We start from the raw sequence: 25,771 nt of genomic DNA, 5'->3' as shown, positions 1-25,771 counted from the left end.
GGCCCGGTGCTGGACGTCTCCACGATGACCTCCCGATCGGGCCGGGACCTTCCCCGCCCTCGCCCTGAACGACCGCTGAGGGCCCCGGCCGGTTGCACTCCTCCTGCGGCGGCCTGCGCAGGGACCGCCGGGAGGGCATGACGACGGAGGCGACCCGCCGCCCGGAGAACCCCGGCTCGCGGCGGGTCCTGGAGAAGATCGGGATGCGGTGCGAGGGATTGCTGCGCTCGCACGTCGTCGTCCGCGGGCAGCGCCGCGACAGCCTGCTGTTCGCCGCGGTCCGCTGAACCCTGCCGGGGGACCCGTGCCATGCTCGGCACCGACGTCCGGCCGTTCGACGAGGAGCCCCCACCGTGCACGCAGCGTTTCTGCCCGGGAACCGCGAGGTCGACCTGCGGGAGGTTCCCGATCCCACCCCCGGCCACGGGCAGGTCGTCGTCGCGGTCCGCGCCTCGACGATCTGCGGGTCGGACCTGCGTGCCATCTACCGCGAGCACCTGGGGGAGGGGCCGGAGGCCTACCAGGGCGTCGTGGGTGGGCACGAACCCGCCGGTCGCGTCGTCGCCGTGGGTCCCGGGGTGGACCGCATCGGCGTCGGTGACCGCGTCGTCGTCTACCACATCAGCGGGTGCGGCCAGTGCGAGGACTGCCGCCGCGGGTACCAGATCAGTTGCAGCGCACCCTCACGCGCGGCCTACGGCTGGCAGCGCGACGGTGGTCACGCCGATCTGCTGCTGGCCGAGGAACGCGACCTGCTCGTCCTGCCCGACGCGCTGACGTTCCTCGACGGGGCCTGCGTCGCCTGCGGTTTCGGGACGGCCTACGAGGCGCTGTGCCGGCTCGCGGTCTCCGGCCGGGACCGGTTGCTCGTCACCGGCCTGGGACCGGTCGGCCTCGCCGCCGGGTTGCTGGCCGGGGCGATGGGCGTCTCCCGCGTCGTCGGCACCGACCCCAGCCCTGAGCGCCGGGAACTGGCCGTCGAGCTCGGGGCGGTCGACGAGGCGCTGGCGGGCACCGACGAGGAACTGCGCGCCGCCCTCGGCGACGGCGCCGAGGCGGCGGTCGACTGCTCGGGCAGCGGCCGGGGCCAGCTCACCGCGCTGCGGCACACCCGCCGTTGGGGCCGGGTCGCGCTGGTCGGTGAGGGTGGGCAGTTGTCCGTCGACGTCAGCGAGGTGCTCATCCACCGCCAGCTCACCGTCCACGGGTCGTGGGTGACCTCGACGGTGCGGATGGGGGAACTGCTGGAGAACCTCGCGCGGTGGGGGTTGCACCCCGAGACGGTCGTGACGCACCGCTTCGGGCTCGATCAGGCGGCGCAGGCCTACTCCGTCGCCGACTCCGGCGTCGGCGGCAAGGTCGGGATCGTCTGGGAGGACTGAACGTCCGTGAGCCGGCGTCCTGCTGAGCACCGCCTACCGGCGGCGGCGCGGACGCCCGCCGTCGGCCGACCGGGGTTCCTCCACGGCGCGGTAGGTGCGCTGCAGCGCGTCCGCGGCGCGGTCGCCGAAGCGCTGGACGACGGCGACGTAGAGGCAGTCCAGGACGAGCGCCGCCGCGGCCCGGCTGGCCATCGCCCCTGCGCGGTAGGCGGTCTCGCGCCCGGTGGCGAGCAGGACGTGGTCGGCGGTCCCCGCCAGCGGCGAACCCGCCGAACTCGTCACGGCGACCACCGCCGCCCCCCGGTCCCGGGCGCGCCCGGCGGCGGCGACGACGTCCGGGGTGCGCCCGGAGTGGCTGACGACGAGCGCGGTGTCGTCCGGCCCGAGGGTCTCCGAACTCACGAGGGCCGCGTGCCCCTCCGTCCGCAACCGGGTCAGCAGCCCGACGCGGACGGCCTTGTGGTCGAAGTCGGCGGCCAGCAACCCGGAGGCGCCGAGGCCCCAGCAGTCCACGGCCCGCGCGGCGTGGACGGCGTCGGCGGCCGCCTCCAGCGCGGCCAGGTCCAGGGTGCGGGCGGTGGCGTGCAGGGCCTCGCTCTCCAGGGCGGCCAAGCTGGCGACGACCCCGGCGAGGTCGGGGGCGTCCTCGGGGGAGCCGGTGAGCAGCGCCGCCGGGCCGGGGGCGGGGCCGGCCGCGGCGAGGGCCAGCCGGAGCTGCGGGTACCCGGCGAACCCCAAGGAGCGGGCCGTCCGCACGACGGTCGCCTCGCTGGTCCCGGTGCGGGCGGCGAGGTCGGTGACGGTGAGGTGGGCGGCCGCGACCGGGTCCTGCAGCAGGACGTCCAGCACCCGGGCGACCGACGCCGTCGCGGTGGGGGCGGCGGCGAGCAGGTGCGCGCGCAGCGCGGCGGGGTCGGGTGCGGTCACGGGGCTCCGTCCGGAGGTCTGGTGAGAACTTTCATCCGGCGCTACCGTCGTGTCGACTTCCTTCACGGAACCCCGTCACCCCGTCTGGAGCCCCCGTGAGCCCCGCCCGTGGTCACCTCGTCCGTTCCGAGATCGCCGAACAGCCCGCCGTCGCGGACCGGGTCCTCACCGCCGCCGGCGGTGAGATCGCCCGCCTCGCCGCCGTCCTGCGGGAGGAGGCCCCCCGCGCCGTCCTGCTCACCGCGCGCGGGACCAGCGACCACGCCGCGCTCTACGCCAAGTACCTGATCGAGATCGGTCTCGGCCTGCCCTGCGGGCTCACGTCCACCTCCACGCTCACCGTCTACGGGGCCACGCCGGACCTGCGCGACGTGCTGTGGATCAGCATCAGCCAGTCCGGCGGCTCGCCCGACCTCGTCGAGTCCACCACCGCCGCCCGCCGCGCCGGGGCCACCACCCTCGCGGTGACGAACAACCCCGACTCCGCGCTCGCGCAGGCCGCCGAGCACCACCTCGACGTGCACGCCGGCCCCGAACTGGCCGTCGCCGCGACCAAGAGCTACACCGCCCAGCTCCTGACCCTGTGGCTGCTCGTGACGACGTGGCGCGGTGGCGACCTCACCCCGGCGGCGGCCGTGCCCGGGTTCCTGGAGCAGGCCGTGGCCGCCCCCGACGTCCCCGACGTCGCCGCGCGCTACCGGTTCGTCGACCGCCTCGTCCTCACCGCCCGCGGGTACTCCTACCCGACGGCGCGCGAGGCCGCGCTGAAACTCATGGAGACGTCCTACCTGTCCGCCCAGGCGTTCTCGGCCGCCGACCTCATGCACGGCCCGCTCGCCATGGTCGACGCCGACCGGCCCGTCATCGCCGTCGTCCCGCAGGGCCGCGGCGGCGAGGCGATGGCCCCCGTCCTCGACGCGCTGCGCGACCGCGGGGCCGACGTCTGCGCCGTCGCCCCCGAGGGCCTGGCCCCCGACGCCACCGTCCGGCTGGGGCTGCCGAGCGGGATGCCCGAGGACCTCGCGCCCGTCGTGCAGATCGTCCCGTTGCAGCGCCTGGCCCTGGAGATGGCCGTGGCCCGCGGACTGGACCCGGACGCGCCCCGCGGGCTGCGCAAGGTCACCGAGACCCGATGACCGTCCTGGCGCGGGGCACCGTCCACACCGGTACCCGGGTGCTGCCCGACGGGTGGGTGCTGCTGCGGGGCCGGGAGGTGCTGCAGGTGGGGTTGGGTCCGGCGCCCACCGGGCCCGCCGCCGCCGAGGAGACCGTCGAGGGCGCGCACGTCGTCCCCGGGTTCGTCGACGTGCACTGCCACGGCGGCGGGGGGGCCAGCTTCGGCGGGCGCGGGGACGAGGCCGTCGCGGCGGCCCGCACCGTCGCGGCCACCCACCGGGCGCACGGGACGACGACGCTCGTCGCGAGCCTGGTGACGAGCCCGCTCGACGAGCTCGCCGCGACCCTCGACGCCCTCGCCGACCTCGTCGTCGACGGTGAACTCGCCGGCGTCCACCTCGAAGGGCCCTGGCTGAGCCCGGACCACCGCGGCGCGCACGCCCCGGACCTGCTGCGCGACCCCGACCCCGCCGACCTCGACCGGCTGCTGTCCACCGGCCTCGTGCGGATGGTGACGATCGCCCCCGAGCTGCCCGGGGGACTGGCTGCGGTGCAGCAGATCACGGCTGCCGGGGCGATCGCCTCCATCGGGCACACCGGCGCCGACGCCGCCACCACCCGGCGCGCCGTGGACGCCGGGGCCCGGTGGGCCACGCACCTGTTCAACGCGATGCCGCCGGTGCACCACCGCGAACCGGGCGCCGTGCCCGCGCTCCTGGACGACGACCGCGTCACCGTCGAGCTCATCGCCGATGGCGTGCACCTGCACCCGCTGGTCGTCGCCCTGGCCGCCCGCCGCGCCGGCCGCGGGCGGGTCGCGCTCGTCACCGACGCCATGTCCGCCACCGGGTCGGCCGACGGCCGCTACCGGTTGGGAGACCTCAACGTCGACGTGGTCGACGGGGTGGCCCGGCTCGCCGGGGGCGGGTCCATCGCCGGCAGCACCCTGACCCTCGACCGCGCCCTGCGCTTCGCCGTCACCGAGGCCGGGCTGGACCTCGAGGACGCGCTCGACGCGGTCACCGCGACGCCGGCCCGCCTGCTCGGCCGCACCGACGTCGGCCACCTCGACCCCGGCGCCCGCGGCGGCGCCGTCGTCCTGGACGCCGACCTCGCCCTCCTGCGCGTCCTCACCTGACGCGCGCCCTCCTGTTAGTGTCGTTGACGCGAAACGCCGAACCTACCGACGCTTCGCTGGAGCCAGCGCGCAGCGCTGGACAACGACACGGAACCGAGGGGCCCCTCAGAGCCCGCCGACCGGCGGCTGGCCGGTGTCGGGGACGAGGACGGGGGTGTCGGCGTCGAGCGTCTGGCCGTGGAAGAACGCGCCCAGCCGCGCCGCGCACAGCAGCATCAGCGGGACCCCGAGGGCCAGCATCCCGACGCCGATGACGAACACCCCGCCCAGCGGCCCGAACGCGGTGAACCCGTAGTCGGGGGAGAGCATGTCGACGCTGCTCTGGACGAAGGCCCACAGCATCGCCACCCCGCCGAGCACCGGGAAGACCCCGCGCAGGAACAGGTCGCGCGCCGAGCGGGTCAGCGTCCGGCGGAAGAACCACACGCAGGAGAACGCGGTGATGCCGTAGTAGAACGCGACCGCTAGCCCGAGGGAGGCGATCGAGTCCTGCAGCGCGTTCTGGCTCACCAGGCTCAGCACCAGGTAGAACGCCACGGCCGCCGCGCCCATGACGAGCGTGCCGAAGGAGGGGGTCTTGAAGCGCGGGTGCACCGTCGCGAAGCGCCGCGGCAGCGCGCCGTAGACGGCCATCGACAGGGTGCCGCGGGCCGTGGGCAGGATCGTCGTCTGCGTCGAGGACGCCGCCGAGATCGCGACGGTCAGCAGCAGCAGACCCGACAGCACCGCCCCGCCGACGGGGGCGCCGAGGGTGGACAGCACGTCGTCGGCGTTGTCGGGGTTGTTCAGCCCGATGCCGGTCGTGCCGAACCCGGCGTAGGCCTGCACCGCCACGGCCACGAGGACGTACGTCACGACGAGGATCACGGTCGCCAGCAGGGCGGCGCGGCCCGGGGTGCGGTCGGCGTCGCGGGTCTCCTCGGTGACGGCCAGGCACGCGTCCCAGCCCCAGTAGATGAAGATGCACAGGATGACGGCCTCGGCGAGCGCCGACCCGCTCACCCCGACGGGGGAGAACCAGTCCCACGCGGGCCGGACGGCCTGCGGCCCCGCCCCGCCGGTGTAGACGAGGTACAGGGCCCCGACGGAGACGACGCCGAGCACGACGAACTGCACGACGATGAGGACGTTCTGGAGGCGTTCGGAGATCGTGATGCCGCGGTAGCTGACCCACGTCATGGCGACGATGAACACCAGGCCCAGGCCGACCCGCAGGAGGGGGTTCTCCGCGGCGGCGTCCAGGCCGAGGAACCGCAGCGTGTAGACGGCGGAGATCTCCGCGACGTTGGCCAGGACGATGATGGCCGAGACGGCCACGCCCCAGCCGCCCATCCAGCCGACCCACGGCCCGAACGCCTTCGTGCCCCAGGTGAACGTGGTCCCGCAGTCCGGCGCCGCGCGGTTGAGCTCGCGGTAGGCGACCGCCACCAGCAGCATCGGCACGAACGCGACGAGGAACATCGCCGGGGCCTTGTCGTGGACGGCGAGGACGACGTACCCGAGGGTGGCGGCGAGGCTGTAGACGGGGGCCGTGGCGCCCAGGCCGATGACCGTGTTGCCCCACAGCCCGAGCGCCCCGGACTGCAGTCCCTTGCCGGTCGCGGGGGTGGCGGCCGGCGGTGGGTCCGGGGGGTGAGCGGCACGTGCCATCGGGGCTCCTGACGTCGGGAGGGGGTGCAGAACCGGGTGACCCTAACAGCGTCAGGTGACGGGATCACGGAATCCGTCGTGGAGGCCGGGTGACGCGACGGAAAACGCACCTCTCACTTGTCGGCCGGCGAGCTCTCCGTCAGACTGGCCGTCCATCAGCCGATGGAGCCCACCGATGGAGGAGGACTGCCGTGCCGGCGCACCCGCTGGTCCCGCTGAGCGCCGAGGAGTTCGGCCGCAACCTCGAGGTGCTGCGGGGGAGCGGCCGGCTGGCCCCCTCCATGCGCTTCGCCGGGGTCGTCCTGGCCGAACCGCCCAAGGCCGACGTGCTGGCGTGGCGGCCCGGGGACGACGTCCCGCGGCGGGCCCGGTCGATCGTCTGGGACCGCGCCGACGGACGCACCTACGACGTCCTCGTCGACCTCCTCGCCGGGGCGGTGGACCGCTTCGAGCACCTGCCGGGCGTGACGCCGAACTTCACGCTCGACGAGTTCCACGAGGCCGAGCAGGCCCTCAAGCGCGAACCCCGGGTCGTGCAGGCGCTCGCCGCGCGCGGGATCACCGACCTCGACCTCGTGCTCCTGGACACCTGGACCTTCGGCGCGGCCGTCATGCCGCCGCAGTGGCGTGACCGGCGCCTGGGCTGGGTCGACGTCTGGCGCCGGGAGACCCCCGGCGGCAGCCCCTACGCCCACCCCGTCAGCGGGCTGAAGTTCATCCTCGACATGAACACCTACGAACTGCTCGACGTCGAGGAGGCACCCGCCGCCCCGGACGCGCCGACGCGCGGGGAGTACGACCCGGCCCTGACCGGCACCACGGCCCGCACCGACCTGCGGCCCCTGGACATCACCCAGCCCGACGGCCCGTCGTTCTCGCTGAGCCAGGACGGTGAACTGCGCTGGGCGAACTGGTCGGTCCGTCTCGGGTTCACCCACCGCGAGGGGCTGGTCCTGCACCAGCTCGCGTGGGACGACGGGGCCGAACGCCGCGAGATCGGCTACCGGCTGTCCTTCGCCGAGATGGTCGTGCCCTACCGCGACGCCTCCTTCGACCACCGCCGCCGCACCGCCTACGACATCGGCGAGTGGGGCCTGGGGTTCATGACGACCTCCCTGGAACTCGGCTGCGACTGCCTCGGGGAGATCCGCTACGTCGACGCCGTCCTCACCGACTCCCGCGGCGAGCCCTACACGGTGCCGCAGGCGATCTGCCTGCACGAGGAGGACGACGCCGTGCTGTGGAAGCACGTCGACGAGCGCGCCGGTGCCCAGGTGCGGCGCTCGCGACGCATGGTGATCTCCTTCCACGCCACCGTCGCCAACTACGAGTACCTCGTCTACTGGCGGCTCTACCTCGACGGCACGATCGAGTGCGAGGTCCGCGCGACGGGGATCATGGTGACGACCCCGCTGCCCGAGGGGGCGCCGACCCCGGCCACGGGGGTCCTCGTCGACGAGCGGACGTACGCGCCGATCCACCAGCACTTCCTCGTGGCCCGCCTCGACCTCGACGTCGACGGCCAGCACGCCACCGTCCACGAGGTCGACACCCACGTCGCCCCGACCGGGCCGGACAACCCGCACGGCCTGGCCCTCACGACGACCTCCACGCCCGTCCGGTCCGAGCGCGAGGCCGGCCGCGACGTGGACTGGCACAAGCAGCGGGTGTGGACGGTGGCCAGCACCCGGCGCACCAACGCGGTGGGCACGCCGACGGCGTACAAGCTCACGACGCCGGACGCGATCCCGCACCTGTTCGCCCCCGACGCCCCCCAGTTCCTGCGCGCCCCCGTCATCGGCCACGACGTGTGGGTCACCCGCCACCACGACGACGAGCTGTGGCCGGCCGGGGACCACCCCACCCAGAGCACCGGGGACGAGGGCATGACCCGCTGGACCGCCGACGACGAACCGCTGGAGGACACCGACGTCGTGCTGTGGCACGTGTTCGGCATCCACCACGTCCCGTGCGTGGAGGACTGGCCCGTCATGCCCCAGGACGCCGTCGCGTTCCGCCTCAAGCCCGCGGGGTTCTTCGACCGCAACCCCGCCCTCGACGCGCCCGCGCCCGCGGGCCACTGCCACCCGAGCGAGCACCAGCCCGAGCACCAGCCCAGCACCACCGGAGGGAAGACCAACTGATGCAGACCCTGTCCAACGTCGTCGGCGGCCAGTCCGTCCCCGCGGCCGACGGTCGCACCACCGAGGTCGTCGACCCCTCGACCGGCACCGCGTACGCGACCGCCCCGCTGTCCTCCGAGCAGGACGTCCGGTCCGCCTACGCGGCCGCCTCCGGGGCGTTCACGTCCTGGGGGCGCACGACCCCGGCCGAGCGGCAGAAGTTCCTGCTCGACCTCGCCGACGCGATCGAGTCCCGGGCCGAGGAGTTCGTCGCCGCCGAGGTGCGCAACACCGGCAAGCCCGTCGCCCTCACCCGCAGCGAGGAACTGCCGCCGGCCGTCGACCAGCTCCGCTTCTTCGCCGGCGCCGCCCGCGTCCTGGAGGGCCGGGCGGCGGGGGAGTACCTGGCCGGGCACACCTCCTGGGTCCGCCGCGAACCCATCGGGGTCGTCGGGCAGGTGACCCCGTGGAACTACCCGCTGATGATGGCGGTGTGGAAGATCGGCCCGGCGCTGGCGGCCGGGAACACCGTGGTGCTCAAGCCGTCCGACACCACGCCCGCCTCGACGGTCCTGCTGGCGCAGGTGGCGAACGAGGTGCTGCCCCCGGGGGTCCTCAACGTCGTCTGCGGTGACCGCGACACCGGGCGCGCCCTCGTGCAGGACCCGACGCCGGGGCTGGTCGCGATCACCGGGTCGATCCGCGCGGGCATGCAGGTGGCCGAGGCCGCCTCCCACGACCTCAAGCGCGTCCACCTGGAACTGGGCGGCAAGGCGCCCGTCGTGGTCTTCGACGACGCCGACGTCGAGGCGGCCGCCGAGGCCATCGCCGGGGCCGGGTACTTCAACGCCGGCCAGGACTGCACGGCCGCCACCCGTGTGCTGGCCGCGCCCCGCGTCCACGACGACTTCGTCGCGGCGCTGACCGAGCAGGCCCGGTCCACCCGCATCGGGCTGCCCGACGACCCCGACGCCGCCGTGGGACCGGTGAACAACCCGAACCAGTTGCGGCAGGTGTCCGGTTTCGTCGACCGGCTGCCCGACCACGCCGTCCTCGGCGCGGGAGGTGCGCGTGGGACCGGTGCCCTGGCCGACGGCTTCTACTACGAACCGACGGTGGTGTCCGGGCTGCGCCAGGACGACGAGATCGTCCAGAACGAGGTGTTCGGCCCGCTCATCACCGTGCAGCGGTTCGGCGACGAGGACGAGGCGCTGCGCTGGGCCAACGGGACGAAGTACGGCCTGGCCTCCAGCGTGTGGACGAAGGACTTCGGCCGGGCCATGCGCATGTCGGCGGCCCTGGACTTCGGCTGCGTGTGGATCAACACCCACATCCCGCTGGTGGCCGAGATGCCGCACGGCGGGTTCAAGCAGTCCGGGTACGGCAAGGACCTGTCGATGTACGGGTTCGAGGACTACACCCGGGTCAAGCACGTCATGGCGAACCTGGAGTCCTGACCCCGCGGCGGCCGGCCACCCGGCCGGCCGCCGACGGACCCCGGACCGGGCGCGCCGCCCGCCGGGTTCCGTCGCGCACGCGGCGGGGCGGGGAGGAGTTCCCGCGTAGCATCGGTGCGTGCCGAGCCGACAGCCCGCCCTCGCCCTGGACGACGTCTCCAAGCGGATCATCGAGGTGCTGCAGGAGGACGGCCGGATGTCCTACGCGGCGATCGGCAAGGCCGTCGGGTTGTCCGAGGCCGCGGTCCGCCAGCGGGTGCAGCGCCTCCTGGACAGCGGGGTCGTGCAGATCGTCGCGGTGACCGACCCCGTGCAGGTGGGTTTCGCCCGCCAGGCCATGATCGGCATCCGCGCCGAGGGGGACACCCGGGTCGTGGCCGACCGGCTGGCCGAGATCCCCGAGATCGACTACGTCGTCGTCACCGCCGGGTCCTTCGACGTGATCGTCGAGGCGGTCTGCGAGGACGACGACGGGTTGCTCGACCTCATCAACGCCAAGATCCGCGCCGTCCCCGGAGTCGTCGCCACCGAGACCTTCGTCTACCTGAGCCTGCGCAAACAGCTGTACAACTGGGGTACGCGCTGACGGATCCGCGGTCCTGGAGTTTTCGGCCGACGGAATCCTTGTGATAACTGTACCGGCCGGTCTAGTGTCCGGGCATGTCCAGCCACCCCGCGACGACCCCGCGCGGCACGGACCGATCCGCGGCCGCCCGCGACCACCTGTGGATGCACTTCACGCGGCACGCCCCCTTCGACGCCGGCGAGGAGGTCCCCGTCATCGTCCGCGGCGAGGGTGCCCGCCTCTGGGACTCCCGCGGCCGGGAGTACCTCGACGGGCTCGCCGGCCTGTTCACCGTCCAGGTCGGGCACGGGCGCACCGAACTCGCGCAGGCCGCGGCCCAGCAGGCCGCCACCCTGGGGTTCTTCCCGTTGTGGTCCTACGCCCACCCCGCCGCCATCGACCTGGCCGAACGCCTCGCCCACGAGGCGCCGGGGGACCTGGACCGCGTCTTCTTCACCACCAGCGGCAGCGAGGCCGTCGAGACGGCGTGGAAGCTCGCCAAGGCGTACTACAAGCGCGTCGGCAGACCCGGCAAGCACAAGGTCGTCAGCCGGTCCATCGCCTACCACGGCACCACGCACGGCGCGTTGTCCATCACCGGCATCCCTGGGGTCAAGGCCGATTTCGAACCCCTCGTGCCCGGTGCGTTCCGCGTCCCGAACACCAACGCCTACCGGGCCCCCGAGCACCTGCGCGAGGTTCCCGAGGCGTTCGGCCGCTGGGCCGCGGACCGGGTGGGGGAGGCCATCGAGTTCGAGGGCGCCGACACCGTGGCCGCGGTCTTCGTCGAACCCGTCCAGAACGCCGGCGGTTGCTTCCCGCCGCCGCCCGGGTACTTCGAGCGGTTGCGCGAGATCTGCGACGAGCTCGACGTCCTGCTCGTCTCCGACGAGACGATCTGCGCCTTCGGCCGCGTCGGGGAGCTGTTCGCCTGCGACGACTTCGGCTACGTCCCCGACGTCATCACGTGCGCCAAGGGCCTCACCAGCGGGTACTCCCCGCTGGGTGCGGTCATCGCCTCGGAGCGACTGTTCGAACCGTTCCGCGGCCCGGGTGAGGTGTTCGCCCACGGCTACACGTTCGGCGGCCACCCCGTCTCGGCGGCCGTGGCGATGGCGAACCTGGACATCTTCGAGCGGGAGGGTCTCGTCCGGCACGTCCACGAGAACGCCCCGCTGTTCCGCGCGGCGCTGGAACGGCTCCTGGACCTGCCGATCGTCGGTGACGTCCGCGGGGCCGGGTTCTTCTACGGCATCGAGCTGGTGAAGGACCAGGCCACGCGGGAGACGTTCGACGAGGCCGAGTCCGAGCGCCTGCTGCGGGGTTTCCTGTCCCCGGCGCTGTGGGAGGCCGGGTTGTACTGCCGCGCCGACGACCGCGGCGATCCGGTCGTCCAGCTCGCGCCGCCGCTCGTCATCGGCCCGCCGGAGTTCGACGACATCGAGCAGCGCCTGCGGTCCGTGCTCACCGAGGCGGGCCGGTTGCTGTGAGCGTGCGTTCCCTGTGGGAGGACACCGCACCGCCGGGCCCGGTGCGCGAACCCCTCGACGGCGACACCGAGGTCGACGTCTGCGTCGTCGGGGCCGGGTACACCGGGTTGTGGACCGCCTACCACGTCCTCGAGCACGACCCGGCAGCCTCCGTCCTGGTCGTGGAGGCCGAACGGGTCGGGTTCGGGGCCAGCGGCCGCAACGGCGGCTGGTGCTCGGCCCTGCTGCCCCAGGGGGAGAGCGCCCTGGCCGCCGAGCACGGTCCCGTCGCGGCCCGGGCGATGCGGCAGGCCATGCGCACCACGATCGACGAGGTCGAGCGGGTGGTGCGCGCCGAGGGCATCGACTGCCACTTCCGCCGCGGGGGCACCGTCGTCGTGGCGCGCAGCGCGCCGCACCTGGCCCGCGCCGCCGCCGAGGTCGCGGCCGACGAGCGCGCGGGGTCCCCGGAGCGGCTGCGGCTGCTGGACGCCGAGCAGACGCGCAGGACCGTCGGCATGACCCGCGCCCTGGGGGCGACGTACACCCCCGACTGCGCACGCCTGCACCCGCTGCGCCTGGCGCGCGGTCTGGCCGCGGCGGTGGAACGGCGCGGGGGCCGGATCGTGGAGGGCACCCGGGCCACGGACGTCGCGGCCGGCCGCGTCCGCACCGACCGCGGCACGGTCCGGGCCCGGCACGTCGTGCGCGCCACCGAGGCGTGGACCGCGACCACGGGCACGCGCGAGGTCGTCCCGGTCTACTCGCTCATGGTCGCCACCGAACCCCTGCCCGCCCGCGCCTGGGACCAGGTGGGGCTGTCCGGTGGGGAGACGTTCTCCGACCACCGGCACGTCGTCGTCTACGGCCAGCGCACCGCCGACGACCGCCTCGCCTTCGGCGGCCGCGGAGCGCCCTACCACCTCGGGTCGGCGATCCGGCCGGAGTTCGACGGGGACGAGGGGGTGTTCGCCACGCTCAGGGCCACCCTGCGGGACATGTTCCCCGCCGTCGCCGGGGCCCGGTTCACCCACGCCTGGGGCGGACCGCTGGGCATCGCCCGCGACTGGCACGCCTGCGTCCGGCACGACCCGGCGACCGGCCTCGGCAGCGCCGGCGGGTACGTCGGGGACGGGGTCGGCACCGCGAACCTGGCGGGCCGCACGCTGGCGGCCAGCATCACCGGCACCGACTCCGAGCTGCTGCGACTGCCGTGGTTCGGCCACGTCCCACCGCGCTGGGAACCGGAACCGCTGCGCTGGCTCGGCGTCAACGCCGGCCTGCTGGTGGCGCGGGCGGCCGACGCGGCCGAGGACGCCCTGGGCCGACCGACCCCCCTGTCGACCGTCCTGGCCCGGCTCACCGCGCACTGACCGGCCGCGGCCGGGCCGGGAGCAGCACGACCACGCCGACGATTCTGTCGCGGGGGCGGACTGCTTGTACCTTCCGGTGCCATGAGCGGTACGGCGGACCTCGTCCTGCACTCCGGACGGGTCTTCACCGGCTCCGGTCTGCACCCCTCGGCCACGGCGGTGGCCGTCACCGGCGGGCGCATCGTCGCCGTCGGGACCGACGCGCAGGCCCGTGCCCGGACCGGCCCGCGCACCCGCACCGTGGACCTCGCCGGCCGGCTGCTGCTGCCCGGTTTCACCGACGCCCACGTCCACCCCGTGATGGGCGGCCTGGAACGCCTCGGCTGCGACCTCAGCGAGGTCCAGGGTGCGCAGGCCGCGCTCGAGCGCGTCGCGGCGCACGCGGCGGCCCACCCCGGGAGTGGGTGGATCTCCGGCGGGGGCTGGGCGATGACCGACTTCCCCGGCGGCACCCCCCGGCGCGAGGACCTCGACCGGGTCGTCCCCGACCGCCCGGTCCTGCTGCTGAACCGCGACCACCACGGGGCGTGGGCCAACAGCCGGGCGCTGGAACTGGCCGGCGTCGACGCCGGCACCCCCGACCCCGCCGACGGGCGGATCGAGCGCGACGCCGACGGCGCCCCGTCCGGCACGCTGCACGAAGGGGCCATGGACCTCGTCAGCCGTCTGCTGCCCCCGGTCACCGAGGACGACCTCGCGGCCGGGCTCGCCGAGGGGCAGCGGTACCTGCACTCCGCGGGCGTCACCGGCTGGCAGGACGCCATCGTCGGGAACCACGCGGGCCACTCCGACACGACGCCGACCTACCTGCGGGCCGCGGCCGCCGGGACCCTCACCGCCCGCGTCGTGGGGGCCCTGTGGTGGCCGCGCGGCCGGGGCCTCGACGAGGTCGAGGACGTGGTGGCCGGGTTCGTCGCCCACCGCGACCGGGTCGCCGCCGCCGGGACGGACCGGTTCGCGACGACGAGCGTCAAGATCATGCTCGACGGCGTCGCGGAGAACCGCACCGCCTCGATGCTCACCCCCTACCTCGACGGCTGCGGGTGCAGCTCGGGGGACAGCGGCCTGTCGTACCTGGACCGGGATCTGCTGCTGGCCGCCGTCCCCGCCCTGGACGAGGCGGGTTTCGACGTCCACGTCCACGTCATCGGCGACCGTGCCGTGCGCGACGCCCTCGACGCCCTGGCCCTGGCCCGGCGCTCGCCCGCCTCCCGGGGCGGCCGGCACCACCTGGCGCACCTGCAGGTCGTCCACCCCGACGACGTGCCCCGGTTCGCCGCGCTCGACGTCACCGCCAACGTCCAGGCGCTGTGGGCCTGCGAGGAGGAGCAGATGACCGCGTTGACCACACCCCTGCTGGGGCCGGAGCGGAACTCCTGGCAGTACCCCTTCGGGGGGTTGCTGCGGAACGGGGCCCGCCTCGTCATGGGGTCGGACTGGCCGGTGTCGACCCCCGACCCGTGGCAGGCCGTGCACGTCGCGGTGAACCGTGCGCTGCCCGGGCAGGACGCCCCGCCGTTCTTCCCCGAGCAGGCGCTGACCCTCACCGAGGCGCTGCACGCCTACACCGCCGGTTCGGCCTGGATCAACCGCCACGAGGGCGCCGGCACGATCGCCCCGGGTGCCGTCGCCGACCTCACCGTCGCGAGCGCGGACCCGTTCTCCCTGGACCCCCGCGACCTGCACGCGGTGCGGACCGACCTGACCTTCGTCTCCGGCGTCCCCGTCCACGACGCCACCGCCGCCCTGACGGGGGTGGGACGGTGAGCGTCCTGGCCCCGGACACCTCCGCGCTGGCCGGCGCCGGGGGCGGGTCGGTCGACATCACCGGTGTCGTCAAGCGCTTCGGCACCTCGACCGCCGTCGACGGGATCGACCTGCACGTGCGGTCGGGGGAGTTCCTGTCCCTCCTGGGGCCCAGCGGCTGCGGCAAGACGACCCTGCTGCGCCTGCTCGCCGGGTTCGAGCAGCCCGACGCCGGCGACCTGGCCATCGACGGCACCTCCGTCCTGGGTCTGCCCCCGCACCGGCGTCCGGTGAACACGGTGTTCCAGGCCTACGCGCTGTTCCCGCACATGACCGTGGCCGAGAACGTGGCCTACGGTCTGCGGCAGAAGGGGTTGCGGCGCAAGCGGGTCGAGGCCCGGGAGATCCGGCGCCGGGTGGGGGAGGCGCTGGAGATGGTGCGGATGGGTGAACACGCCCAGCGGTCCCCGAACGCCCTGTCCGGCGGGCAGCAGCAGCGCGTCGCGCTCGCCCGCGCCCTCGTCAACCAGCCGCAGGTCCTGCTGCTGGACGAACCCCTCTCCGCCCTGGACCGCAAGCTGCGCGAGGAGATGCAGGTCGAGCTGAAACTCCTGCAGTCCGGTCTGGGCACGACCTTCGTCTTCGTCACCCACGACCAGGAGGAGGCCCTGTCGATGAGCGACCGGATCGCGGTCGTGCTCGACGGCCGGCTCCAGCAGGTCGGGGTGCCCGAGGACGTCTACGCCGAACCCGCGAGCGCCTTCGTCGCCGGGTTCATCGGCAAGCAGAACTTCCTGCCCGGCCACCTCGTGCAGCCCGGGGTGGTCCGCTGCCCCGACGGCACGCTCGCCACCCGGGCCACCGACCTGCCGGACGGTTCGGCCGTGCTGGCCGCCGTGCGTCCGGAGGCGGTGCAGGTCACCGCGGCCGAACCGGCCGGCGCGACCAACCGCGTCCGCGGGCGCCTGGCCGGTGTCGCCCACCTCGGCGACACGGTCCAGCGCGTCGTCGTGACCTCCTCCGGCCTGGAGGTGCTGGCCCGTTCCCCGCGGGTCGCCGCCGATCCGGGCACCGGCGAGGTCGGCGCCGAGGTCTGGTGCGGTTTCGCCCCCGAGCACGTCCACGTCTTCCCCTCCACCCAGACCCCCGGGAGCGCCCCGTGACCGACCACACCCACCCCACCGCCCTGGTCCCGCGCGCCGGCGTCGGTCGCATCGAGCGGGCCCTCACCCGGCGCCGCAGCGTGCTGACCGCCCTCGCCTCCACCGCCGCGCTCACCGCGTGCGGGGGGTCGGACGGGGCGAGCGGATCCGGCGCGACCCCCGACGGCACGATCGAGGACAGCCTCAACGTCTACAACTGGGCCGACTACGACGACCCGGACAACCTCGCGGCGTTCGAGGCGAGCGGCCCGCGGCTGCAGGTCGACAGCTACGCCTCGAACGAGGAGATGATCGCCAAGCTCGTCGCCGCGAACGGCGCCAGCGGGTACGACATCGTCGTCCCGACGGGGTTGTTCGTGCCGCAGATGGCGCAGAACGGCCTCATCCAGGCCATCGACCACTCGCGGTTGACGAACTACGGCAACCTCGACCCCGCCTACCTCGGGCGCAGCTGGGACCCCGGGAACGAGCACTCGATCCCGAAGAGCTGGGGCACGACGGGTTTCGTCTACGACAACACCGTCATCACCCGGCCGCTGACCTCCTGGGCCGACTTCCTCGACGCCGCGCAGCGGGAGGCGTCGGGGAACACCTCGATCCTGGAGGACCCGTGGGAGGTGATGTGCATCTGGTTCGCCGCGAACGGCGTCGACCCGAACACGACGGACGAGACGCAGATCGCCGCGGCCCGCGACGGTCTGGTCGCCGGCCTCGCACCGCACCTGAAGGGGTTCGAGTCCAACCCCGGCAGCAGCGCCATCGCCCAGTCGACGTTCGCGCTGATGCAGTGCTGGAACGGTGACGCGCGGCTGGGCATCGACGCCTCGGACGACCCGGACAAGTGGACCTTCGTCTTCCCCACGCCCACGGCCAACCTGTGGATCGACAACTGGTGCATCACGGCCGGGGCCGAGCACCCCGACGCCGCGTACGCCTTCATCGACTTCATGCTCCAGGAGGAGAACTCCGTCCGGGAGGTGCTCTACCTGGGGTACCCGACGGCGGTGCGGGGCATCGGTGCCGCGGCGGAAGCGGCCGGGCTGGACCGGGCCGAGCTGGTCTTCCCCGACGAGAGCATCGTCGACCGGCTGACGGTCAGCGTCCTCAACGAGGGGCACCAGGCGACGGTCGAGGCCGTGGCCGCGATCCGCGCCGCCGCGGGGAACGGATGATCCGCAGGCTGCGGACCCCCCACGGTGCGCTCGCCCTGCCGGCCTGGGTGTTCCTGCTCGGGTTCTTCGTCGCCCCCGTGGCCCTCGTCGTCTGGTACAGCTTCGGCTACAAGCCCGGTCTGTTCGGCACGCACGCCAACGACGTCCTGTCCCTGGACCGGTACGGGCAGGCGCTGTCGGGCACGTTCGTGCGCACGTTCTGGAACACGCTGCGCATCGCCGTGGTGGGCACGCTGATCTGCCTCGTGGTGGCGCTGCCGTTCGCCTACTGGCTCGCGGTGAAGGTCCCTCCCCGCCGGCGCGGGCTGGTGCTCGCCCTCGTCATGGTGCCGTTCTGGACGAACTTCCTCGTCCGCACGCTCGGCTGGCAGATCGCCCTGTCGCCCCAGGGTCCGTTCTCCACGGCCTGGCAGGCCCTGGGCGGGGACCCGTTCGACGTGCTCTACACCCGCGGCGCCGTCCAGCTCGGGGTGGTCTACAACTACCTGCCGCTCATGCTGCTGCCGCTGTACGTCGCGCTGGAACGCACCAGCCACGCGCTGCGCGAGGCCAGCCGCGACCTCGGCGCCGGCCGCTGGCGGACGTTCACCGACGTCACCCTGCCGCTGGCCTTCCCCGGCATCGCCTCCGGCAGCCTGCTGGTGTTCGTGCCGCTCATGGGCGACTACGTCACGGCCACCGTCCTCGGCGGGGCGAGGGGGAACATGGTCGGGCAGCTCGTGGCCGGGCAGTTCCAGACGGCGCAGGACTGGGCGCTGGGGTCGGCGATGGCCGTCGTCCTCGTCCTGCTCACCGGGGGCACGGTGCTGCTCACCGCCCTCGGGGTGCTCCTCGTGCGCCGGGTGCGGCGCGCCCGCCGCCACGTGGAGGTGGTCCGGTGATCGACGAACGCCCGCCCGCCGTCGTCCCGCCCCACCGCGCCCGGCGCCGGGGTCGGAGCCGGTCCGACGTCCTGCTGGGCGTGTGGGGCGTCCTGGTCCTGCTGTTCCTGTTCCTGCCCATCGCCGTGATCGTCGTGTACTCCTTCAACTCCGGGCGGCTGCTCACCTCCTGGGGCGGGGCGGGGTTCCAGGCCTACACGGCCGGGTTGTCCCGGCCGGTGATCCGCGCCGCGGTGGTGACCTCCCTGCAGGCCGCGGCCGGGGCGGCGCTGCTGTCGGCGGTCATCGGCTCCCTGGCGGCCCTGGCCCTGGCGCGGGTCGGGGGGCGCTGGGCGGCGGCCCTGACCCTGCTGCTGGGCCTGACCCTGGTCACCCCCGAGATCGTGGACGCGATCTCGCTGCTCGGCTGGTTCGTGTCCCTGGACACCGAGGCCGGGTTGCCGCTGTTCGGCGACGGCCTCGCCCGCCTCGTCGTCGCGCACTCGGTGCTGTCCACGGCCGTGGTGGCCTTCATCGTGCGGGCCCGCGTCGCCGGCCTCGACACCCGGCTGGAGGAGGCCGCGGCCGACCTCTACGCGACCCCGTGGGGCCGGTTCCGCGACGTCACGCTGCCGCTGGCGGCGCCGGGGGTCCTGGCCGGTGGGCTCATGGCCTTCACCCTCAGCCTGGACAACACCATCGTCGCCAGCTTCGTCGCCTTGCCGGGGGCGACCCCGTGGCCCGTCTACGTGTTCTCGTCCCTGCGGGCGGGGCTGCGCCCGGAGATCGCCGCCGTCTCCACGCTCCTGCTGCTGCTGACCCTCGTGTCCCTGGCCGTCGTCGCGTTCGTGCTGCGCCGTTCGGGGGACTCCGCCTCCGGCATCGCCCGCACGATGGCGGGGGGCTGAGCACCCACCCGTTGTGATCGTGACCGTCCGGGGGCACCATCGGAGGGCCGGACGACGAGCCCGGATCCCGACCGCGAGGAGGCGGCGTGCGAGCGACGACGGTGGGGTTCTCCGGTTCCGGGGCGTCCCGGCGGGCCCTGCGGTGGGCCGTGCAGGCCTGCGCGACGACGGGGCGCCCCCTGCACGTCGTCGTCGGGCCGGGCAGGAGCCGGGCCGGGATCGACGGCACGCTCGACGGGACGGTCGACGGGACGGTCGACGGGACGGTCGACGGGACGGTCGACGGGGTGCTCGCCGAGGAACTCCTGCGCGTCCCCGGCCGTGAACCCCCCGTCGACGTCACCCTCACGCTCGACGACCCCGTGCCCGCCCTGCTGTCCGCCGCCGCCGAGGCGGCCGAGCTCGTCCTGGGCTGCGGGCGCGACGTCACCGCCCTGCCCCCCGGGACCGGTGGGGTCCTCGGCGCGGTCCTGGCCGCGGCCGGGGTCCCCGTCGTCCTCGTGGGCCCGCGCGCGGTGCTCACCCCACCGCGGCGGCTGGTCGTCGTCACCTCCACCGAGGAGGCCGTCACCGACTGGGCCCGGGGTCGCGGCCGCGACCTGCCCGTGCACCTGCTCACCACCTGGCGGGCCCCCTCCTCCGGTGGGGGAGAGGCCGGTCGCCGGCACGCGCACCTGCGGGCCGTCGCCGCCCACCACGCCGTCCGGGCCCGCCTGTCGGCCGGGACGCACCGGCCCGTGCGCGCCGAGGTCGCCGAGGGCTCCCTCGCCGACGTGCTGCCGCACCGGACCGGGGTGGGGGACCTCGTGGTGCTCGCGGCCGGGTCGGTCGGGGCGCTGCCGCTGCGGACCCTGCGCGTCCCCGTCGTCCTCGTCCCGGCGCGGGTCGCGGACCGCACCGTCGACGCGCGCCGGGACACCCGCGAGCTCACACCCGCGCGACCGACGTGATGCCCCCGTCCACGGCGATCTCCGCGCCGTGCACGTACCCGGCCCGCTCGGACAGCACCCACGCCACCGCGTCCGCCACCTCCTCCGGCGTCCCGGGCCGGCCCGCCGGGGTGCCCCGCGTCACGGCGGCGACGACGTCGGCGTCGGCGGCGTCGGCGGCGCCGACCGGGGTGCGGGTGACGCCGGGGGAGACGGTGTTGACGCGGACGCCGCGCGGCCCGAACTCCGCGGCCCAGGACCGGGCGAGCTGGATCTGCGCCGCCTTCGTCGCGGAGTAGAGGCCGACGAACGGGTGCCCGACGTGGGCCATCGCCGGCGCCAGGGCGGCGGTCAGGACGTGCGGGGCGCGGACGTTCACGGCGAGTGTCGCCTCGAGGTCGGCGTCGGAGAGGGTGGCGGTGTCGTTGGCCGGGCACAGCGCCGCGTCGTGCACGACGGCGTCCAGGCGCCCGCCCGCGGCCTCGACGGCCTCGGCGGCGAAGCGGCGCAGGACGTCGGGGGCGGCCGTGAGGTCGCAGGCGAGGAAGCGGGCGGTGCCGCCCAGGGCCCGCACGTCGGCGACGACGGCCTCCCCGCGCGCGGTGTCGCGGCCGGTGACGAGGACGGTCCAGCCGCCGGCGGCGAGGGTCCGGGCGGTGGCGGCACCGATCCCGCTGGTGGACCCGGTGACGAGGACGGTCTGCTGCGTGGTCACGGGCACCACCGAACGCCGTCGCGGCGCCGACCACCAGGGCGCCTCGTGCCTGGTCACGGCGTGACCAGGTCCGGACCGCGGCCCGCTCCCAGGCTGCGGGGGTGCCCACCGACCGTGCCGCCCTCGGGGCCTTCCTGCGGTCCCGGCGCGACCGCCTGACGCCCGCCCGGGCGGGCATCACGCCCTTCCCCGGACCGCGGCGCGTGCCGGGGCTGCGCGAGGAGGAACTGGCCGTGCTGGCCGGGCTCAGCCCGGACCACTACAGCCGGCTGGAACAGGGCCGCCAGCCCACGGTCGGCGAGGACGTCGTCGAGGCCCTGGCCCGGGCCCTGCAGCTCGACGACCTGGAGCGGGCCCACCTGCACGACCTGGCCGCCCCGACGGCGCGGCGGCGCCGGGCCGGCCCCGAGGTGCCGCAGCGCCCGGACCCGGGGTTGCTGCGGCTGCTCGACACGCTCGCGCACGTCCCCGCCCTGCTGCTGGGCCGGCGTTCGGAGGTCCTGGCGCGCAACGGGTTGCTGACGGCGGTGCTGGGGGCGGCGATGGAACCCGGGTCGTCCTTCGCGCGCTGGCTGTTCCTCGACCCCCACGCCCGCACCCGCATCACGAACTGGGACGACTTCGCCGCCCCGGCCGTCGGGTCCCTGCGCTGCGAACTGGGCCGCCGTCCCGACGACCGGCGCCTGAGCGCCCTGGTGGAGGAACTGCGGCGCGCCGACGCCGACGTCGCGCGGTGGTGGGCCGACCGGGGCGTCACGTTCCGCACGTCGGTGACCAAGCACGTGGACCACCCCGAGGCCGGACCGCTGGTGTTCGGGATCGAGTCGGTCGTGGCCCCGCTCGACCCCGACCAGCGGCTCGACGTCTACACCGTGCAGGCCGACTCACCGACGGCGCGGGTGCTGCCGCTGCTGGCGAGCTGGGGCGCCCCGGAAACGGCTGTCGCCGGAGAACCGTGACGTGGCACGCTCGGCGATGAGTTCGGGCGCCCGGACGGGTCTGAGCTGCAGACCCCGCGTCCCCGCAGGGTCCGAGCCCGACGACAGGAGAGCGCGTGTCCACCTCCGACGCCCCCAGCGGTCCCGGTCCCCGCCTGGACCTGCGGCACGGCACCCAGCGGACGTTCGTGCACCTGCTCGTCAACCACGGGGTCGTGAACGTCCTGAACTACACCGTCTGGTTCGCCCTCACGTTCTGGGTCTTCCTGGCGACGAGGTCGGTGTTCGCCACCGGGATGATCGCCGGGATCTTCGTCGTGGCGACGGCCGCGACGGGGATCTGGTTCGGCAGCCTCGTCGACGACCACCACAAGCGGACCGTCATGCAGGGCTCGGCGATCGCGTCGTTCCTCGTCTACGGCCTGTGCCTCGTGCTGTACCTGCTGACCCCGGCGGCGGTGTTCGCCGACGTCGCGTCCTGGCAGTTGTGGGCGTTCATCGTGCTGCTCATGGGCGGGGTCATCGCCGGGAACCCGCGCGGCATCGCGCTGCCCACCCTCGTCACGATGCTCGTGCCGGCCGACCGGCGCGACCGCGCGAACGGTCTGCTCGGCACCGTCGGCGGGGTCTCGATGCTCGTGACGTCGGTGATCAGCGGGGTGCTCGTCGCGGTCGGCGGGATGCTGTGGGTGCTCGTCCTCGCGCTCGTGGTGCTGGTGGCCGCGGTGGTCCACCTCGCGACCGTGCGGGTGCCCGAGACGCGGGTGCTCAGCACGGGTGAGGACGCTCCCGCGGTCGGGGGTGTGGACCTGCGCGGGACGTGGCGGCTCGTGCGGTCCGTCCCCGGCCTCGTCCCCCTCATCGCGTTCAGCTGCTTCAACAACTTCATCGCCGGCGGGTTCATGGCCCTCATGGACGCCTACGGGCTGTCCCTGGTGTCCGTGCAGGTGTGGGGGCTGCTGTGGGGCGGGCTGAGCGCGTTGATGATCGTCGGCGGGTTGCTCGTCGCCCGCGTGGGCCTGGGCAGCCGGCCCGTGCGCGTGCTGCTGTTGGTGAACGTCGCGTCGTGGGGGGTGACGTTCGCCTTCCCGCTCGTGTCCTCCGTCCTCACGCTGACGGTCGCGATGGCGGTGTTCATGCTGCTCATGCCCTTCGCCGAGGCCGCCGAGCAGACGGTGCTGCAACGGGTCGTGCCGTACGAGCGGCAGGGACGGGTGTTCGGTTTCGCGCAGAGCGTCGAGCAGGCCGCCTCCCCGGTGACGGCGTTCCTCGTCGGGCCGCTCACGCAGTTCGTCGTCGTGCCGTTCATGACGGACGGCGCGGGTGCGGCGGCGATCGGGGGCTGGTTCGGGACGGGGCAGGCCCGCGCGATCGCCCTCGTGTTCGTCGTCACCGGTTTCCTCGGCGTCCTCGCCACCCTCGTCGCGCTCGCGAGCCCCCAGTACCGGGCGCTGTCCGCGACGTTCGCGCGGTCCAGGACCGCCGATCCCGCCTCGGTCTGAGGCGGGCCCGCACCGGTCCCACGCCCGCACTCACGCCTGCACCCACGGTGGACCGGGTGTGGGAACACCCGTGGGTGTCCTCCCGACGTCGCCGGGGCGACGCCCCCGGGACACCCACGGCTCACCTCACGCGGTGACACCGGTGGGTGTCCTGTCCTGTCCTGGTCGGGTCGGACGCGGGAACAGCCGTGGGCGCTCCTGCACCCCGGCCCGCACCGGAACCGCGCTCAGCGTCCGGCGAGCAGTCGCAGCGCGGTGCGCGTCTGCTCCCGCGGCTGGGGGTCGGGGTCGAGGGCGATGTGCAGCGCCGCCCCCTCGACGTAGGCGTCCAGGCGGCGCGCGGTGACGGGGTCGAACGCGCGGCCCAGCACCTCGCGGCTGGCGTGCATCCAGGTCTGGGTGATCTCGCGGAACTCGGGCCGGCGGGCGGCGAGCGTGTAGAGCTCGTAGGTGAGCACGTGCTCGGCGCTCGAGCGTTGCAGGTCGACGTGGATCAGGTCCACGAGCGCGTCGATCACCCCGTCGGGGTCGTCCGCGCCGGCTGCCGGGCCGAGGCGTTCGGCGAAGGTGGCCGAGATGCGCCGGGCGAAGGAGGTGAACGCCTCGCGGAGGAGTTCGTCCATCCCGTCGAAGTGGTACGTCATCGACCCCAGGGGGACGTCGGCGGACTGCGCGACCCGCCGGTGGGAGGTGCCGGCGACGCCGTGCTCGGCGATGCACGCCACAGCGGCCTCGACGATGCGCTCGCGCCGCCGGGGGTCGGTGCGGCGGGTCCGCTGGACGCTCACAGCTCGCGCACCACGCGGGCGGGGTTTCCCACGACGAGCACCCGCGGGGGCACGTCCTTCGTGACGACGGACCCGGCCCCGACGACGCTGTCCTCCCCGATCGTCACCCCCGGGAGAACGATCGCGCCGCCCCCGATCCACACGTTGTCGCCGATCGTGACGGGTTTCGCCGCCTCCAGCTCGTCCCGGCGCGGACCGGGTTCGAGCGGGTGCGTGGGGGTGAGCAGTTGCACGTTCGGGCCGATCTGGCAGTCGGCGCCCACGGTGATCGTGGCGACGTCGAGGGCGACGAGGTTGTGGTTCACGAACGTCCGCGGGCCGATGTGCAGGTGCTCGCCGTAGTCGACGAACAGCGGGGGTTTGACGAACGCCCCCTCGCCCAGCGAGCCCAGGAGTTCGGCGAGGAGGGGGAGGGCGGCCACCTGGTCCTGCACGGACGCCCGGTGGTACGCCTCGGTGAGGCGGACGGCCCGCTGGGCCCGGCGCGCGTTCTCCGGGTCGTCGGCGACGTAGAGGTCCCCGGCGAGCATGCGTTCGCGGTTCGTGCGGGGGTCGCCCGCGAAGTGGTCCGTCACACGAGGAGTGTACGACCGTCCGCATGGTGTGTACGATCGTACGCATGACGTCCTCCCCCACCGCCGTGACCGCGGCACCCGACCGTTCCGCGCTGCGCCGTCCTCGCGCCGCCGTCATCGGGTTGTTCCTCCTCGCGGGGCTCGGTCTCGCGACGTGGGTCGTCAACATCCCCGCCGTCCAGGAACGGCTGGGGATCTCCCACGGCGTGCTGGGGGGTCTGCTGCTCCTCCTCGGGGCCGGGTCGGTCGTCGCCATGCAGGCCAGCGGCCCGCTGGTGGACCGGATCGGCAGCCGGCCGGTGGCCGCGGTCGGGTCCGCGCTGATCGTCCTCGGGGTGCTCGCGCCGGGGCTGGCCGTCGCGCCCTGGCACCTCGGGGTCGCGCTGTTCGTCCTGGGGGTGGGCATCGGCGCGGTCGACGTCGCCATGAACGAGCGGGCCGTCGTCGTCGAACGCGCGTGGGGCCGGCCGATCATGTCCAGCTTCCACGCGTTCTTCTCCGTCGGTGGTGCCGTGGGGGCCGGGTTCGGCGCGCTGCTGCAGTCCGCCGGGCTGGGCCTGCTGCCCACCCTCGTCGCCGGGGCGCTCGCGGTGGCGGTCCTCGCCGTCGTCAGCCTGCCCTCGGTGCCGGCTCGGACGGCCCGGCCCACTGCCTCCGACCCCACCCCCGGAGACCGTGCCGGGACGCCGGCGGGGCCCCGTCGCACGGGGCGCCTGCTCGCCCTGGCGCTCACGGCGTTCCTGCTCATGCTCGCCGAGGGCACCGCGAACGACTGGAGCGCGTTGCAGGCCGTGGAGGACCTCGATCAGTCGGCCGCGGCGGCGTCGCTGGCCTACGCGGCGTTCGCCGTCGCGATGACGGTCGGCCGGTTCACGGCCGATCCCGTCGCGCACCGCTTCGGCGCGGTGAGCGTGGTCCGGGTGGGATCGGCCGTGGCCGCCGCCGGGATGCTCGTCGTCGTCCTCAGTCCCGTCCTCGCCGTGGGTTTCTGGGTGACCCTCGTCGGCTGGGTCGTGTTCGGGCTGGGGTTGTCCGGGACCGTCCCGCAGATCTTCACCGCGGCCGGGAACCTCGGTGCGGCGAACCCCGGGGTGACGATCTCCCGCGTGGTGAGCGCCGGGTACGTCGGGCTGCTCGCCGGCCCCGCTGTCATCGGCTGGCTGGCCGGTGGGGTGGGGCTGACCGCGGCTCTCGTCCTCCCGCTGGTGTTCTGCGGTGCGGGGGTCGCCCTGGCGGGAGCCGTCGCCCCGCGACGGTGAGGCGGACGGTGGGGCG

General features: G+C 74.5%; 23 protein-coding genes. 18 read left to right on the top strand and 5 right to left on the bottom strand.

Translation table 11 applies throughout. The features are described 5' to 3' along the window. Positions 1–137: 137 nt before the first annotated feature. Positions 138–287, top strand: coding sequence for a GNAT family N-acetyltransferase (locus AB2L27_RS06690; RefSeq protein WP_370440695.1), 150 nt, complete (start codon positions 138–140; stop codon positions 285–287). A gap of 66 nt (positions 288–353) precedes the next feature. Continuing rightward, entirely contained in the window at positions 354–1,382 is a 1,029-nt protein-coding gene (locus AB2L27_RS06685) for a zinc-dependent alcohol dehydrogenase family protein (protein WP_370440694.1), read from the top strand. Between the two features lie 33 nt (positions 1,383–1,415). On the opposite strand, the gene AB2L27_RS06680 is transcribed toward AB2L27_RS06685, so the two are convergent. After that, entirely contained in the window at positions 1,416–2,309 is an 894-nt protein-coding gene (locus AB2L27_RS06680; protein WP_370440693.1) for a MurR/RpiR family transcriptional regulator, read from the bottom strand. Between the two features lie 95 nt (positions 2,310–2,404). On the opposite strand from AB2L27_RS06680, the gene AB2L27_RS06675 reads away from it, so the two are divergent. Together AB2L27_RS06675 and nagA are read left to right on the top strand one after the other, a co-directional pair. Beyond that, complete coding sequence (locus AB2L27_RS06675; RefSeq protein WP_370440692.1) at positions 2,405–3,445, top strand: SIS domain-containing protein; 1,041 nt, start codon at positions 2,405–2,407, stop codon at positions 3,443–3,445. Further along, positions 3,442–4,563 carry an N-acetylglucosamine-6-phosphate deacetylase gene (gene nagA / locus AB2L27_RS06670; RefSeq protein ID WP_370440691.1) on the top strand — a complete coding sequence of 374 codons (1,122 nt, stop codon included), beginning with the start codon at positions 3,442–3,444 and terminating at the stop codon, positions 4,561–4,563. Before AB2L27_RS06675 ends, nagA begins: the two co-directional genes overlap by 4 nt. Before the next feature lie 105 nt (positions 4,564–4,668). On the opposite strand, the gene AB2L27_RS06665 is transcribed toward nagA, so the two are convergent. After that, complete coding sequence (locus AB2L27_RS06665) at positions 4,669–6,213, bottom strand: APC family permease (protein WP_370440690.1); 1,545 nt, start codon at positions 6,211–6,213, stop codon at positions 4,669–4,671. Positions 6,214–6,404: 191 nt separating this feature from the next. On the opposite strand from AB2L27_RS06665, the gene AB2L27_RS06660 reads away from it, so the two are divergent. From AB2L27_RS06660 to AB2L27_RS06610, 11 genes are all read left to right on the top strand, one after another. Next, positions 6,405–8,357 (top strand): primary-amine oxidase, encoded by a 1,953-nt coding sequence (locus tag AB2L27_RS06660; RefSeq protein ID WP_370440689.1) that lies wholly within the window; start codon positions 6,405–6,407, stop codon positions 8,355–8,357. Beyond that, the gene (locus tag AB2L27_RS06655) at positions 8,357–9,793 is read left to right on the top strand and encodes a gamma-aminobutyraldehyde dehydrogenase (RefSeq protein WP_370440688.1); all 1,437 of its coding nucleotides are present in this window, start codon (positions 8,357–8,359) and stop codon (positions 9,791–9,793) included. Before AB2L27_RS06660 ends, AB2L27_RS06655 begins: the two co-directional genes overlap by 1 nt. Before the next feature lie 118 nt (positions 9,794–9,911). Continuing rightward, a complete protein-coding gene (locus AB2L27_RS06650; RefSeq protein ID WP_370440687.1) occupies positions 9,912–10,379 on the top strand; it encodes an Lrp/AsnC family transcriptional regulator in 468 nt (155 codons plus the stop codon). Between the two features lie 74 nt (positions 10,380–10,453). Further along, positions 10,454–11,848: an aspartate aminotransferase family protein gene (locus AB2L27_RS06645; RefSeq protein ID WP_370440686.1), complete on the top strand. Its 1,395-nt coding sequence runs from the start codon at positions 10,454–10,456 to the stop codon at positions 11,846–11,848. Beyond that, positions 11,845–13,200, top strand: a complete 1,356-nt coding sequence (locus tag AB2L27_RS06640; protein ID WP_370440685.1) for an NAD(P)/FAD-dependent oxidoreductase — start codon at positions 11,845–11,847, stop codon at positions 13,198–13,200. The genes AB2L27_RS06645 and AB2L27_RS06640 overlap by 4 nt, the downstream gene beginning before the upstream one ends. An 81-nt stretch (positions 13,201–13,281) precedes the next feature. Further along, positions 13,282–14,967: an amidohydrolase gene (locus AB2L27_RS06635; RefSeq protein ID WP_370440684.1), complete on the top strand. Its 1,686-nt coding sequence runs from the start codon at positions 13,282–13,284 to the stop codon at positions 14,965–14,967. After that, the gene (locus AB2L27_RS06630; protein WP_370440683.1) at positions 14,964–16,109 is read left to right on the top strand and encodes an ABC transporter ATP-binding protein; all 1,146 of its coding nucleotides are present in this window, start codon (positions 14,964–14,966) and stop codon (positions 16,107–16,109) included. The genes AB2L27_RS06635 and AB2L27_RS06630 overlap by 4 nt, the downstream gene beginning before the upstream one ends. Beyond that, entirely contained in the window at positions 16,106–17,281 is a 1,176-nt protein-coding gene (locus AB2L27_RS06625) for a polyamine ABC transporter substrate-binding protein (RefSeq protein WP_370440682.1), read from the top strand. Before AB2L27_RS06630 ends, AB2L27_RS06625 begins: the two co-directional genes overlap by 4 nt. After that, entirely contained in the window at positions 17,278–18,162 is an 885-nt protein-coding gene (locus tag AB2L27_RS06620) for an ABC transporter permease (RefSeq protein ID WP_370440681.1), read from the top strand. Before AB2L27_RS06625 ends, AB2L27_RS06620 begins: the two co-directional genes overlap by 4 nt. Continuing rightward, a complete protein-coding gene (locus AB2L27_RS06615; protein ID WP_370440680.1) occupies positions 18,159–19,049 on the top strand; it encodes an ABC transporter permease in 891 nt (296 codons plus the stop codon). Before AB2L27_RS06620 ends, AB2L27_RS06615 begins: the two co-directional genes overlap by 4 nt. Before the next feature lie 86 nt (positions 19,050–19,135). Next, complete coding sequence (locus AB2L27_RS06610) at positions 19,136–19,999, top strand: hypothetical protein (protein WP_370440679.1); 864 nt, start codon at positions 19,136–19,138, stop codon at positions 19,997–19,999. Here the strand turns inward: AB2L27_RS06610 and AB2L27_RS06605 are convergent. After that, entirely contained in the window at positions 19,977–20,693 is a 717-nt protein-coding gene (locus tag AB2L27_RS06605) for an SDR family NAD(P)-dependent oxidoreductase (RefSeq protein ID WP_370440678.1), read from the bottom strand. The genes AB2L27_RS06610 and AB2L27_RS06605 overlap by 23 nt on opposite strands. A gap of 101 nt (positions 20,694–20,794) precedes the next feature. Here AB2L27_RS06605 and AB2L27_RS06600 point away from each other — a divergent pair, with 101 nt between their 5' ends. Together AB2L27_RS06600 and AB2L27_RS06595 are read left to right on the top strand one after the other, a co-directional pair. Further along, on the top strand, positions 20,795–21,652 hold the full coding sequence (locus AB2L27_RS06600) for a helix-turn-helix transcriptional regulator (protein WP_370440677.1): 858 nt from the start codon (positions 20,795–20,797) through the stop codon (positions 21,650–21,652). 134 nt (positions 21,653–21,786) lie between these two features. Beyond that, on the top strand, positions 21,787–23,133 hold the full coding sequence (locus AB2L27_RS06595; protein ID WP_370440799.1) for an MFS transporter: 1,347 nt from the start codon (positions 21,787–21,789) through the stop codon (positions 23,131–23,133). Between the two features lie 227 nt (positions 23,134–23,360). Here the strand turns inward: AB2L27_RS06595 and AB2L27_RS06590 are convergent, their stop codons facing one another. After that, positions 23,361–23,921 (bottom strand): TetR/AcrR family transcriptional regulator, encoded by a 561-nt coding sequence (locus AB2L27_RS06590; protein WP_370440676.1) that lies wholly within the window; start codon positions 23,919–23,921, stop codon positions 23,361–23,363. Then, entirely contained in the window at positions 23,918–24,451 is a 534-nt protein-coding gene (locus AB2L27_RS06585) for a sugar O-acetyltransferase (protein WP_370440798.1), read from the bottom strand. The genes AB2L27_RS06590 and AB2L27_RS06585 overlap by 4 nt, the downstream gene beginning before the upstream one ends. A gap of 89 nt (positions 24,452–24,540) precedes the next feature. Between AB2L27_RS06585 and AB2L27_RS06580 the strand changes: the two genes are divergently transcribed. Further along, positions 24,541–25,755: an MFS transporter gene (locus AB2L27_RS06580; protein WP_370440675.1), complete on the top strand. Its 1,215-nt coding sequence runs from the start codon at positions 24,541–24,543 to the stop codon at positions 25,753–25,755. Positions 25,756–25,771 lie beyond the last annotated feature (16 nt).

The organism is Kineococcus halophytocola (assembly GCF_041276425.1).
GTDB lineage: Bacteria > Actinomycetota > Actinomycetes > Actinomycetales > Kineococcaceae > Kineococcus > Kineococcus halophytocola.
Note: the sequence above shows the minus strand (reverse complement) of the source record. Positions and strands in the feature narration are given on the sequence as shown.